At 55.0% G+C, this 12,042-nt stretch carries 13 protein-coding genes; 2 read left to right on the forward strand and 11 right to left on the reverse strand.

All coding sequences use genetic code 11. The annotated features are described in order from the left end of the window. The first annotated feature begins 25 nt into the window (after positions 1-25). A complete protein-coding gene (gene add / locus GWQ27_RS13720) occupies positions 26-1,027 on the forward strand; it encodes an adenosine deaminase (protein WP_275907570.1) in 1,002 nt (333 codons plus the stop codon). 69 nt (positions 1,028-1,096) lie between these two features. On the opposite strand, the gene GWQ27_RS13725 is transcribed toward add, so the two are convergent. The 5 genes from GWQ27_RS13725 to GWQ27_RS13745 form a co-directional block, all read right to left on the reverse strand. Then, positions 1,097-2,451 (reverse strand): IS3 family transposase gene (locus tag GWQ27_RS13725; RefSeq protein WP_275907571.1). Its coding sequence is split into 2 segments (ribosomal slippage): positions 1,097-1,983 and positions 1,983-2,451, totalling 1,356 coding nucleotides; the frame shifts between segments, so codons are not numbered across the junction. A gap of 90 nt (positions 2,452-2,541) precedes the next feature. Beyond that, complete coding sequence (gene hemN / locus GWQ27_RS13730; protein ID WP_087756724.1) at positions 2,542-3,915, reverse strand: oxygen-independent coproporphyrinogen III oxidase; 1,374 nt, start codon at positions 3,913-3,915, stop codon at positions 2,542-2,544. A 30-nt stretch (positions 3,916-3,945) separates the two neighbouring features. Further along, positions 3,946-4,386, reverse strand: a complete 441-nt coding sequence (locus tag GWQ27_RS13735) for a DUF2489 domain-containing protein (RefSeq protein ID WP_034523570.1) — start codon at positions 4,384-4,386, stop codon at positions 3,946-3,948. A gap of 11 nt (positions 4,387-4,397) precedes the next feature. Further along, the gene (yihI, locus tag GWQ27_RS13740; protein WP_005319890.1) at positions 4,398-4,979 is read right to left on the reverse strand and encodes a Der GTPase-activating protein YihI; all 582 of its coding nucleotides are present in this window, start codon (positions 4,977-4,979) and stop codon (positions 4,398-4,400) included. A gap of 830 nt (positions 4,980-5,809) precedes the next feature. Further along, a complete protein-coding gene (locus tag GWQ27_RS13745; RefSeq protein WP_021138654.1) occupies positions 5,810-6,427 on the reverse strand; it encodes a c-type cytochrome in 618 nt (205 codons plus the stop codon). Between the two features lie 142 nt (positions 6,428-6,569). Here GWQ27_RS13745 and yihA point away from each other — a divergent pair, with 142 nt between their 5' ends. Then, positions 6,570-7,223, forward strand: a complete 654-nt coding sequence (gene yihA / locus GWQ27_RS13750; RefSeq protein WP_275907572.1) for a ribosome biogenesis GTP-binding protein YihA/YsxC — start codon at positions 6,570-6,572, stop codon at positions 7,221-7,223. Positions 7,224-8,036: 813 nt separating this feature from the next. Here yihA and GWQ27_RS13755 read toward each other — a convergent pair. The 6 genes from GWQ27_RS13755 to GWQ27_RS13780 form a co-directional block, all read right to left on the reverse strand. Further along, on the reverse strand, positions 8,037-8,297 hold the full coding sequence (locus GWQ27_RS13755) for a DUF1488 domain-containing protein (protein ID WP_125600862.1): 261 nt from the start codon (positions 8,295-8,297) through the stop codon (positions 8,037-8,039). After that, a complete protein-coding gene (gene aroE / locus GWQ27_RS13760) occupies positions 8,294-9,115 on the reverse strand; it encodes a shikimate dehydrogenase (RefSeq protein WP_275907573.1) in 822 nt (273 codons plus the stop codon). The genes GWQ27_RS13755 and aroE overlap by 4 nt, the downstream gene beginning before the upstream one ends. 102 nt (positions 9,116-9,217) lie before the next feature. Next, positions 9,218-10,126, reverse strand: a complete 909-nt coding sequence (hemF, locus tag GWQ27_RS13765; RefSeq protein WP_275907574.1) for an oxygen-dependent coproporphyrinogen oxidase — start codon at positions 10,124-10,126, stop codon at positions 9,218-9,220. Positions 10,127-10,231: 105 nt separating this feature from the next. Next, the gene (locus tag GWQ27_RS13770; RefSeq protein ID WP_125609068.1) at positions 10,232-10,792 is read right to left on the reverse strand and encodes a Sua5/YciO/YrdC/YwlC family protein; all 561 of its coding nucleotides are present in this window, start codon (positions 10,790-10,792) and stop codon (positions 10,232-10,234) included. A gap of 99 nt (positions 10,793-10,891) precedes the next feature. Next, positions 10,892-11,395 carry a 5-(carboxyamino)imidazole ribonucleotide mutase gene (purE, locus tag GWQ27_RS13775; RefSeq protein WP_005319907.1) on the reverse strand — a complete coding sequence of 168 codons (504 nt, stop codon included), beginning with the start codon at positions 11,393-11,395 and terminating at the stop codon, positions 10,892-10,894. 74 nt (positions 11,396-11,469) lie between these two features. Beyond that, entirely contained in the window at positions 11,470-12,027 is a 558-nt protein-coding gene (locus GWQ27_RS13780) for a topoisomerase DNA-binding C4 zinc finger domain-containing protein (RefSeq protein WP_275907575.1), read from the reverse strand. Positions 12,028-12,042: the final 15 nt, after the last annotated feature.

Consider the following 12,042-nt stretch of genomic DNA (forward strand, 5'->3'; position numbering starts at 1 on the left):
AACCCGACTCGAAGAAGGCGCCATCATGATTGACAGATCTCTCCCCCTGACCGACCTGCACCGCCATCTGGACGGTAATATCCGCGCGCAGACCATCCTCGAGCTGGGCCGTCAGCACAATATCCAGTTGCCAGCCTTTGAGCTGGAAGCACTGCGCCCCCACGTGCAGATCGTCGAGAATGAGCCGAGTCTGGTCGCCTTCCTGAAGAAACTGGACTGGGGCGTGGCCGTGCTGGCCGATTACGATGCCTGCCGCCGTGTTGCTTACGAGAACGTGGAGGATCTGCTGCGTGCCGGTATCGACTATGCCGAGCTGCGCTTCAGTCCCGCCTACATGGCCATGACCCACAAACTGCATCCACAAGGTGTGGTGGAAGCCATCATTGACGGCGTTGCAGCTGGCAGCCGCGACTTCGGCATCAAGACCAACCTCATCGGCATCATGAGCCGCACCTTCGGCACCGAACAGTGCCGCAAGGAGCTGGACGCCTGTCTGGCCCATCGCGACAAACTGGTTGCCGTCGATCTGGCCGGTGACGAACTGGGCTTCCCGGGCGAGCTGTTCACCGAGCATTTTCGCAAGGTCCGTGATGCGGGCATGCGCGTCACAGTACACGCAGGCGAAGCGGCGGGCCCCGAAAGCATGTGGCAAGCCATTCGCGATCTCGGCGCCGAGCGCATCGGCCACGGCGTCAAGGCGATTGCGGATCCTGCCCTGATGGCCTATCTGGCGGAGCACCGCATCGGCATCGAATCCTGCCTCACCTCCAACATACAGACCACCACGGTCGTGAACCTGACCGAGCACCCAATCCGCCAGTTCCTGGCTGCCGGTGTGCTGGCCTGTCTCAACACCGACGATCCTGCGGTCGAAGGGATAGACCTGCCCCACGAATATGACGTGGCTGCCCCGGCCGCCGGCATGACCGCCAGCGAGATCCGCACCGCCCAGCAAAACGGTTTGACCCTCGCCTTCCTGAGCGATGGCGAGAAAGCCGAGCTGAGCGCCCGCGCCGCCCGCCGCTAAACCTTGAACCGTTTGCTTACCCCATAAAAAAACCGCCGAAAATGAAGTGAACCCCATTTATTGGACACGTTAGCTGGCGGATGACATGGTCTGAGTTCGGTACTGTACCGGGCTCAGGCCGTTTAGTTTTACTTTGATCCGTTCATGGTTGTAGTAGTGGATGTATTCATCTACTGCATGCTTCAATTTCTCTGTATCTTCGTACTCTTCGTTAAACCAGCATTCGCTCTTCAGCAGCCCGAAAAAGTTCTCTACCACCGCATTGTCCAGGCAGTTCCCCTTGCGTGACATGCTTTGCTTCACGTCCCTTGACGATAGCCTCGCTTGATAGCTCGCCATCTGATATTGCCAACCTTGATCCGAGTGCAGCACCGGCGCATCTCCTGGCTGTAATGTCGCCAGGGCTTCATCCAGCATCTTGTCCACCAACAGCATTCCTTGGTGCGTTGCCATGTGCCAGGCGATGACCTCGCTGTTATACAAGTCCAACACGGGCGACAGATACAGCTTCTGCCCTTTGAGAGTGAACTCCGTCACATCGGTGACCCATTTCTGGTTAGGGGCATCGGCGTGAAAATCGCGCTGCAAGAGGTTCGGTGCGATATGGCCGTATGTCCCCTTGTACGAGCGATATCTCTTACGGCGCAGGTTGGAGGCAAGGTCCTGTTTTCGCATGAGCTTACGCACGGTTTTATGGTTGAGAGGGTACCCCTCATTGCGCAACGCCAGGGTGATCCGCCGATAACCATAGCGCCCCTTGTGGTGATGAAACAGCGCCTTGACCCGTTGCGCTTCATGCTCATAGGTCACTGTTCTGGTACCCGATTTCACCTGCCAATAGAAGGTGCTGCGTGGCAACCCTGCGATATGCAGCAGAATGGCCAGCTTATGGTCCTGCCTTAGCCCGGAAATGACGTTTGCTTTTTCTGCTGCTTTTCCCGAGCCAAGGCATGCAGTTTTTTTAGATAGGCGTTCTCCGCACGCAGGTATTCGAGTTCTTCCTCGGCACTGTGGAACGTGGGATAGGGGGCGGTGAGCGGTTTGCCGGGTGGCGTCTTCCCTGAAGTCATGGCGCGTTCTCTGCGTTTATCACGAAGGGCCATGATACCGCCTTCACGATAAAGACGCGCCCACCGGCTGACGGTGCAGGCCGCGGCGACCTTGAACGTTGCGGCTGCCTTGCGAGAAGAAGCGTTATTTTCCTTCATCCAAAGCAGCACCTTCAGTTTGAATGGTGCGCAATAGGCTTTGGTTGTGATGGTCAAGCCATGGTCGCCACTGGCTTTCCAGTGCTCGGTCCAGCGACGAACGGCGCCATGATCGACGCCAAACAGTGCTGCCGTTTTTTTGGCACCGTCATGGCCGTTGAGATAATGGAGAACAACCTGACGTTTAAAGTCGGTCGAGTATTTTTGCTTTCCCATATAAACGAAAACCCCTACTCGTTGGGTGTCCAACTTTCGGGGTTCACTTCAGAAAGGCGGTTTTTTTATCTTCAGTGCAGGGCTGCCTGTTCAGATCACCCGGGAGAACTGCTGCTGGCGCGCCTTGTTGCGCAGGTAGACATCGAAACACATGCAGATATTGCGAATGAGCAGCTGACCGGTGGAGACCACTTCCAGCCCATCGTCGGTCATGCGCACCAGACCGTCGTCGATAAAGGTCTGCAACAGCTTGAGATCATCGGCAAAATACGCCTTGAAGACCAGACCATAAGCCTGCTCGACGGCGGCGAAGTTCAGGCTGAAATCGCAGATGAGACGTTTGATCACCTCGCGGCGGATCAAGTCGTCCTGATTGAGGGAGCACCCCTTCCACTGGGCATGCCCCAGCTCTTCAACCTGGGCGTAGTAAGCTTTGAGCTCTTTTTGGTTCTGGGAATAGGCATCGCCAATCATGCTGATGGAGGAGACCCCCAATCCAAGCAGATCACAATCTCCCTGGGTGGTGTAGCCCTGGAAGTTGCGGTGCAACTTGCCTTCACGCTGCGCCACTGCCAGCTCGTCATCAGGTTTGGCGAAGTGATCCATGCCGATGAACTGGTAGCCCTGACCGGTGAGGAAGGCGATGGTGTCTTGCAACATGGCCAGCTTCTCCCTCGGGGCCGGCATGTCTTCCTCTTTCAGCTTGTGCTGGGCGGCAAAGCGGCTCGGCAGATGAGCGTAGTTGAATATGGAGAGGCGGGCCGGATCCGTCTTGAGCACTTCCTCCAGGGTGTGGTGGAAGCTCTCCCTGTTCTGGTGTGGCAGGCCGTAAATAAGATCGAGATTGGTGGAGCGAAAACCCAGTGCGCGGGCGCGCTCCAGCATGGCGCGGATGAAGTCGTTATCCTGCTCGCGGTTGACCGCAACCTGGACCGCCTTGTTGAAGTCCTGCACGCCGAGACTGATGCGGTTGAACCCCACCTCTCGCAGCACATCCAGCATGGTGAGTTCGATTTCACGCGGGTCCACCTCTATGCTGATTTCCCCTTCCTCCGCAAACTGGAAGTGCTCGCGCAACATGGCCATCAGGCGACGGGTCTGGGCTTCGTTCAGATAGGTAGGCGTACCACCACCCCAATGCAGCTGGGTCACCAGCCGATGCTTGAACAGAGGGGCCTGCGCCTTGATCTCCTGTTCGAGGTAGTCGAGGTATTGATCGGCCTTGTGCTGGTGACGTGTGATCACCTTGTTGCAGCCGCAGTAATAGCAGAGCTTGTGACAGAAGGGGATGTGTACGTAAAGCGACAGGTTGCGCGCCGGGTACTGGCCTGCGGCGCGGACCAGGTCCGGATAGCCGAAGCTTTCGTTGAACTCCAGCGCGGTGGGATAGGAAGTGTAGCGCGGGCCGCTGTAGTTATATTTTTCGATCAGGGCCTGATCCCACACAATCTGTTCTGCTTGCACGCTTGCTTCCTCTTTTTTGTTATCCAGGGCTCAGCGGCTTAACTGAAAATCCTTCAGTTGGGCCACATCCTTGAGGATCTGTGCCTCCAGCTCGGCCTCATAGCCACTGCGTTCGAGATCCATCTTCATCACTTCATTGCGCTTGAGGGCACGTCTCGCCTCATGAGTCGGCATCTCTTTCACCTTCTCATAGAGACTGTACAGACCCGGAAATTCGCTGGCAAAAACGCGCCCTTCCTTGATCTGCAAGGCATCCAGCAAATTGGTCAGCCGAATGGCACCTTCGGAATAGTCGCACTGACCATCCCGCACCGCATGGGCGATCACCCGTACGCTGTCGAGAATGCGTTCATTGCGCGCAGCTATGGCCTGCTGCTGCATATCGCGCTGGCGCTTGAGACGAGCCAGCAGGGTACCGGCATACACCGCCAGCCCCAGCAAAATCAGGCCGCCCAACGAGGCGGCCAGCATCCATCCACTCATCACTTTTTCTTCGGCTCTGGCTTGGGCTCAGGCTGATAGTCGACCTGAGTGAAACGATCCCACAGCTCCTCTTCGGAGGCGGGCTGGGTCGGTGCCTCATAACTGGCATCGTCGAATGAGCCGTCGTCTTCTTCGTCATCATCGTTGTCTATGATGCCAAGCTCATCCATCAATTCCTGATAACGATCGACACGCTGGTCAACCCAGGCCTGCTCGGTCGCTTCCAGGGTCTCGCCAGCATCGAGGCGATCCAGCAGGTCATTCAGGCGATCATCATTCTCGATGGCAGCCAGCTCCTGCTCCGGCGTCATCACCAGCTTCTTCTCTTTCGCAGGCTTGGGCGCAACTGGCTTGGCACCCTTCTCGTCTACGATCAAGGCGACCGGCTTGCGGGAACCGATACGCGGATCCTTGGCCTGCTTGCCATTGTTGTTCTTGCTGGATTGCTCTGCCTGCTGGCGGGAACCCGCCTTCAAGCCCTTACGCTTGGCAGCGCGTTTGCGCTCACGGCCGTCCAGGGCACTGGCATCTGATTCTTTGCGCTTACCGGTTGGCTTGCGATTGGGTTGTTTAGCCGACATGAATGACTGACTCCGACAAATAACTGGATTGAAGCCCGCACCCGGGATGAGAATCATCCGGGGAAGATACAGACACGGGGAACAGTGGATTAGAAACAAGAGTGGGATCCCGCACCAATCCGGCCATTGCAGGCCTCTGAACACCGCAGGATCGGTATCCTCTGGGCATGTTGCTGGTATTTTGACACAGAATGGCTAATCGGGTTAATGACCCAAAAGAAAAAAGGCAGCCGAAGCTGCCTTGATATGTTTATGCGAGTCCCATCCCTGGCTGCAAATCACCCTGTCCGTGGTGATACCTCTGCGCATCATATCTTTGTATGTGGTCATCCTGACCTTAATTGGTCGATCCTGAATGTGCGTGTGCTTGCTTTGACCCATGGGGACGACATCCGGTCATCACTCTGGGGTGGTTGCATCCCGCAGCCCGGCTCTTCCTGAGCAGTCACCATCCTGGTATTTCAATCCTTTGCCTGTCATTTGCGTGGTTCTGTGGCATCCCGCCAAATCGACATCCTGTCTTCACAACATCCCGGTCGTGAATGGCCCTGTGGGCCGCTCCATATATCCACTGTATCAACTTAATAAAGCGGCTCAATCCACCGATAACGTTTTCAAACGGAGATAAACCTATCACTCTTATTTAACATATTGAAATTAATGAATTATTAAACATAATTTGAAAAATGTTTAAGCCTTGGCCAGGCCGATGAATGGGGGATCTCTTACAGCAATGCGAGAAAAACTGGCCAAATGGAGTTAAAGGTCAAAAAGAAACGAGGAGCCAGTGGCTCCTCGTTCATATCAATGGGGTACATCATCAGACATGATCAGTGCAAACCGGCCACATATTTGGAAAGCGCTTCGATGTCCTGATCAGTCAGCTTCTTGGCAACATCCTGCATCATGCCATTCGGATCATTATCACGGGCAGCCGCACGAAAGGCGGTGAGCTGAGCCTTGATATAGGCAGGGTGCTGGCCGGACAGACTTGGATATTTCGCCTGTTCTATACCTGACCCACGCGGACCATGACAGGCAGTGCAGGCAGCCAGACCACGGCTCATGTCCCCCCCCATATAGAGCGCTTTACCCGCTGCTACAGCATCATCAGGCACCGCTATCGGTGTTACCTTCTGGCTGGAGAAGTAGGCAGCAAGGTCTTCCATGTCCTGTTCAGACAAGGGGAGAGCCATAGGCCCCATGATAGGTGCGACTCGACCAATTTGGCCAGAAGCTGCAGCCTTCAGTTCAACTAATTGCTTTTTGATATATGATGCGTGCTGACCAGCAATCTTGGGATACATATCAACAAGGCTGTTTCCGTCCGGTCCATGACAAGCCGCACACACGGCAGCCTTGGATTGTCCCGCAGCGGCATCGCCCTTGGCTTGTGCCATCCCCGTTACGCCAACCATCAGAGCAAGAGTAATGACTAGGTTCTTCATGGCGTTCCAACTTCTCGTTATTAGGCTTCCAGATCCCATGCCGCTGAAGGCATGTTAAAATAAACGCGTTTAAGCGACGTCATTTTACACGATTTCACAAAAAAGTAACTCTATAACCCTCTATCTCTATGGGGAATTTACGTTGGATACACAAACTCTGAATTTCAATAAGGTGCATTTTGTGACCAGCGCACCCGACATCCGCCACCTGCCAAATGATGGGGGTGTCGAGATTGCGTTTGCCGGCCGTTCCAATGCCGGTAAGTCATCTGCATTGAACACCTTAACGAAACACAAGAACCTGGCTCGCACCAGTAAAACACCGGGTCGCACCCAGTTGATCAACCTTTTTGAACTGGAGCCGGGCAAGCGTCTGGTCGATTTGCCAGGCTATGGTTATGCGCAAGTTCCGCTGGAAATGAAGCTCAAGTGGCAAAAGTCACTGGCAGAGTACCTGCAGTGCCGCGAGTCATTGAAAGGCCTGGTGATCCTGATGGACATCCGCCACCCGCTCAAAGATACCGACATGAACATGCTGGAGTGGAGCTCACACCGTGAATTGCCGGTCATGCTGCTGCTGACCAAGGCTGACAAGTTGAGCCCTGGTCCCCGCAACAATCAGGTCATCAAGGTACGCCAGGCCATTGCCGACCTAGGCCCGCAGATCCAGGTGGAAGCCTTCTCCTCCCTTAACAACATAGGGGTGGAAAAATTGGCCCAGACTCTGTCTGGCTGGTACTTGGCGGGTGCTGATGAAATTGCCGATAACGATGAGCAAGAGCAGGTTGAGGAATAATACATTCCTCCATCTTCCTGCTGCTTCTCTCTTGCAATTAGCGGAGCTGACCCTCCGCTGATTGAAAGACTTTCAGTTCAACTGCTTCCTGCCAACGCTCAATCCCCACCGATATGCCCTTCTAGCAATCCTAGTAAAATCATTATCAATCAATAGGATATGAAGTTAATTTCAATTAATAATTAACTTCATATCCACATGATAACGGTTTCATGTTTTTGCTATCAAACGGCAAACACATCACGCAAGAAGTACCAAAATGAAATTTAATTACACTTCGAGGTATGGAAGGGATAAAGAAGGGATAAAGAAGGGATAAAAATGAAGCCAGTACCACTGGTGCAGTACCGGCCTGAAACAATCAGTTCAAAAATTGGGAAGAAGCTAAATCTTGAGAACAAAGGCGACTGGTTTTCCTCAAGAAGCCCTTTCATTCTAGCAAATACTTGCCAAAACTAAAGCATTTACTCTAACCGTGGCGCATAAAAAAACACCCCGACGAATACTCATCGGGGCAGCTATTCAGCCACATTCAATTACGTGAAATAAAAGGTCTGAAAGATAGAACATCTTACCTCTGTACCCTACGTCGCTAACTGTATAGCAAAGCAGCAAAAAGTGAAAGTAATTTATGTAATTAAGTTTCACGAAAGAAGGCTTGGTAAAAATCACTTACTTTTCATGTAGATAAAAAAATCCCCAGTACGAATACCGGGGAGTTATAAAGGTGACTAGCTAGCACTTCCTCAACTATCTAGTTAGTCAGCGGTATTTCTCACAAGTTCCGCCGCTTTGAGAAAAAACTTGTAACGCTCAGAGGTAGATGGCTCCATCCTCTGCAAATTCTTGTTCTTCAATGAGTTTCTCAGCAATATCTTCAATGTCAAAACGAACGCTCTCGAAAGCACGCAGTATGTCCTCCTCCTTGACGAGGGAGAGTCCGGTCATTTTTTCCAGGCGCCGACGACTGATGTAACAATTGATCAATGCCCCCATCTGCTGGGCTGGAAAATGTATCCTCTGTTCGTCCGGCTGCCAGGCCGCCAGTTCGGGAAACAGGATGCCTTGATTCATAGAGTCCCCAGATTTCGTTTCAGCTCTCTCAATACCTGTTTAGTTCCTGGGCGGATTCCTCGCCACACTGTGAATGCCTCCGCCGCCTGTTCAACCAGCATACCCAGCCCATCCATGGCCTGACGGGCACCGTACTGTTTGGCCCAGCTGATAAAAGGGGTATCCATGGATCCATACATCATGTCGTAGATGGCAATATCCGCGTGGATCAGTGCAGGGGAGAGGGGCGGCAGATCCCCTTGCAGGCTGGCGGAGGTGGAGTTGATGATGAGATCAAACGTCCCCCCCAGTTGCTCGTAGGTCAGAGCCGTCACCACCCCCAGATCATGAAACTCGGCCGCCAGTTGCTCCGCCTTGGCGTGGGTGCGGTTGGCAATCACCAGTTCTGTCGGATGCTCGGCCAGCAGCGGAGCCAAAGCACCACGGGCGGCTCCCCCGGCACCCAGCAGCAAGATCCGGCTCCCGGCCAGAGTCACACCATGAGACTTCAGGTCCGCCACCAGACCAGCACCATCGGTATTGTCTCCCAGCAGTACACCGTCATCGGTCAGCTTGATGGTGTTGACGGCACCCGCCCGTTTGGCTCGGGGGCTCAAACTGTCAACCAACGCAAACGCCTGCTCCTTGAACGGCACAGTGACATTGCACCCCTTGCCTCCTTGCGCAAAGAAAGCCTGCAGGGTCATAGCAAACTCATCGACGGCAGGTTCAGCCAGACCATACTCCAGCTCTTGCTGAGTTTGTCTGGCAAACAGGGTATGAATGAAGGGGGACTTGCTGTGGCGCACCGGGTGGCCAAAAACCAGATAACGATCCATCAAAGAGTTCCATCAGAGGGCAATATTCCGATTTAACGGGTTTTCGCACTCAGGAACAAGCCGAATATCAGCCAATAAAGAGGGGCCGCCATGGCCCCCGGGTCACAGCCACTCTCGCGGCGTGAGGTAGTCAGTGTAGAGCAAGGCCTCCGTGCTGCCTGCTTCCGGCTGCCAGTCATACTCCCAGCGTGCCAGCGGTGGCATCGACATCAGGATCGACTCGGTGCGTCCGCCCGTCTGCAACCCGAACAGGGTGCCCCGGTCGTACACCAGATTGAACTCGACATAACGACCGCGGCGATAGAGCTGAAACTCCCGCTCCCGCTCACCATAGGGCTGCGCCTTGCGTCGCTCGATGATCGGCAGATAGGCATCAAGATAACCCCGGCCTACCGCCTGCATAAAGGCGAAGCAGTCAGCAAAGGGCCAACGATTCAGGTCGTCGAAGAAGAGGCCACCCACCCCCCGAGTCTCGTTGCGATGCTTGAGGAAGAAGTAGCGATCGCACCAGGATTTGAACTCGGGGTAAATATCTTCGCCAAAGGGTTGGCAGAGATCGCGTGACACTCGATGCCAGTGCTGCACATCCTCGGCAAAGGGATAAAACGGCGTCAAATCGAAACCACCACCGAACCACCAGATGGGCTCCTCGCCCTCTTTCTCGGCAATGAAAAAACGGACATTGGCATGGCTGGTCGGCACATAGGGATTGTGCGGATGGATCACCAGCGACACCCCCATGGCCTCAAACTTGCGACCGGCCAGCTCGGGCCTATGAGCCGTCGCCGAGGCTGGCATGGCATCACCATAGACATGGGAAAAGTTGACCCCACCCTGCTCAATCATGTCGCCGTGGCGCATTACGCGGGTTCGACCACCGCCACCGCCCTCACGGGCCCAGGCATCCTCAACAAAGCGCCCAACGCCGTCGGCCTGCTCCAGGCTTCGGCAGATTTCGTCCTGCAACTGCAACAGGAAGGCCTTGACCTGGGCCACATCCGGTTTGCTCATCTTGTCTCCAGTCAGGCAGGATCTTGAACGCCCTGTCCATTTTATTGTGATGTCACGCCATGAGCTCCACGCCCATCGGCATTACTGCAAAAAGAGTCTGTCCGCTCAGGAGGGACGAATGACGGCGCCGGTACGGGCGTCCTTGATCTCGGATGGGTTAGCTTGCCCACCCACTTCACCGGGCAGGATATAGGCAAGCTTGCTTGCCAGCAGCTCACCGATATCGGCGACCCGACGGGCGGGCTCTTCACCGGTCAGATTGGCACTGGTGGAAACCAGGGGCTTGCCGAAGGCGCGGCACAAGGCCTGCACCTGTGGGTGTGCGGTGACTCGCACAGCCAGCGTATCAAACTGGCCGGTTAGCCAGGTGGGTGTCGTGGCGCGAGCGGGCATGATCCAGGTAAAAGGACCGGGCCAGCTGGCTTCAACCCGAGCCAGTTGTTCACCGCTAAGCTGGCTCAGATCGATGTAATCCTGCAATTGCGCCACGTCGGCAGCAATCAGGATCAACCCCTTCTCTACCGGACGCTGTTTGATGGCCAACAATCGCTGCACCGCCACTTCGGAGTCGGGATCACAACCCAGACCAAACACGGCCTCGGTTGCATACGCGATCACCCCTTCGCCGTGAAGGGCGGCAACCGCTTGTTCAAATTCAGTAGACATAGGAAAAATGCGGCAGCCTGGCTGCCACCTCACTACTTGGTTGAGTTAAGCCTGCAAGGCGACAACCGCACCATATACAGCGGGCTGTCACCTCATCACTTACTTGAGTTGAGCCTGCAAGGCGGCATCCTTGGCCATCACCTCTTCGGCATTCTTTTGGCGTTCGGCCCGAACCTTGGCTGCCAGTTCATCATCAGCCACCGCCAGCATCTGGGCTGCCAGGTAACCTGCGTTCTTGGCACCGGCCTTGCCGATCGCCACGGTTGCCACCGGCACGCCACCCGGCATCTGCACGGTGGAGAGCAGTGCATCCAGTCCCTTGAGCGGACCACCATCGATGGGCACCCCAATCACGGGACGGGTGGTGATGCCGGCAACGGCACCCGCCAGGTGAGCCGCCAAACCGGCAGCACAGATAAAGACCTTGCAACCACGGGACTCGGCATCGGTCACATACTGATGGGTCGCAGCCGGAGTACGGTGCGCAGAGGTTACTTTCACTTCCACTGCGATATCAAACGACTTGAGGATCTCAAGGGTGGATTGCATCACGGGAAAATCAGAGTCAGAGCCCATCAATACGGCAACAAAAGGTTTATTCATGGTGGGAATTTCCTTACTCCAAGTGGGGGGTTGAAGTGCGCCGAAAACGTTTCAATTTGGTTACGGCGGCGGGATTATACCTGCTCACTGTGATGGCCGCATTTCTTTTGCGGACAGATCCACTTCAGATTTCCCCTCACTTTTTTCTCCACCATGATGCCCCAGCCACATTCGGGACAAGGCATGGGGATCGGCTTGTCATTCACCACATATTTACAATGGGGATACCCATCACAGGAGTAAAACTGCTTGCCGTAACGGGAGGTACGGCTCACCAGATGACCCTTGCCACACTCGGGGCAGAGGATCTGGGTATCATCGCTCTCCTGCAGAGACTCAATATGCTGACAGGCCGGATACTGGGTACACCCTACAAACAAGCCGTAACGACCCTTCTTGATTGCCAGCGGCTGGCCACAATCCGGGCAAGCTGACCCCTCAAGCACTTTCTCGATGTCACGACCGGACGGTGTCAGAGAACGGATGTAATCACAGGATGGGTAGGCGGAGCAGCCAAGAAAAGGGCCATGCTTGCCTTGGCGGATCACCAGCTCGGCACCACACTGCGGGCACGGCTCTCGCTCGAACCCATGCTCGTGAGCAGAAAAGAGATGATGATCGATTTTGGACATGTGCCGCGCCTTGAA

This window comes from Aeromonas sp. 5HA1, from assembly GCF_029237245.1.
Taxonomy (GTDB): Bacteria; Pseudomonadota; Gammaproteobacteria; order Enterobacterales; family Aeromonadaceae; genus Aeromonas; species Aeromonas salmonicida.

Coding starts and splice junctions, on each gene's coding strand:
- add (WP_275907570.1), top strand. CDS start 26: ATGATTGACAGATCTCTCCCCCTGACCGACCTGCACCGCCATCTGGAC.
- GWQ27_RS13735 (WP_034523570.1), bottom strand. CDS start 4,386: ATGCTGGCCGCCTCGTTGGGCGGCCTGATTTTGCTGGGGCTGGCGGTG.
- yihI (WP_005319890.1), bottom strand. CDS start 4,979: ATGTCGGCTAAACAACCCAATCGCAAGCCAACCGGTAAGCGCAAAGAA.
- GWQ27_RS13745 (WP_021138654.1), bottom strand. CDS start 6,427: ATGAAGAACCTAGTCATTACTCTTGCTCTGATGGTTGGCGTAACGGGG.
- GWQ27_RS13755 (WP_125600862.1), bottom strand. CDS start 8,297: ATGAATCAAGGCATCCTGTTTCCCGAACTGGCGGCCTGGCAGCCGGAC.
- aroE (WP_275907573.1), bottom strand. CDS start 9,115: ATGGATCGTTATCTGGTTTTTGGCCACCCGGTGCGCCACAGCAAGTCC.
- hemF (WP_275907574.1), bottom strand. CDS start 10,126: ATGAGCAAACCGGATGTGGCCCAGGTCAAGGCCTTCCTGTTGCAGTTG.
- GWQ27_RS13770 (WP_125609068.1), bottom strand. CDS start 10,792: ATGTCTACTGAATTTGAACAAGCGGTTGCCGCCCTTCACGGCGAAGGG.
- purE (WP_005319907.1), bottom strand. CDS start 11,395: ATGAATAAACCTTTTGTTGCCGTATTGATGGGCTCTGACTCTGATTTT.
- GWQ27_RS13780 (WP_275907575.1), bottom strand. CDS start 12,027: ATGTCCAAAATCGATCATCATCTCTTTTCTGCTCACGAGCATGGGTTC.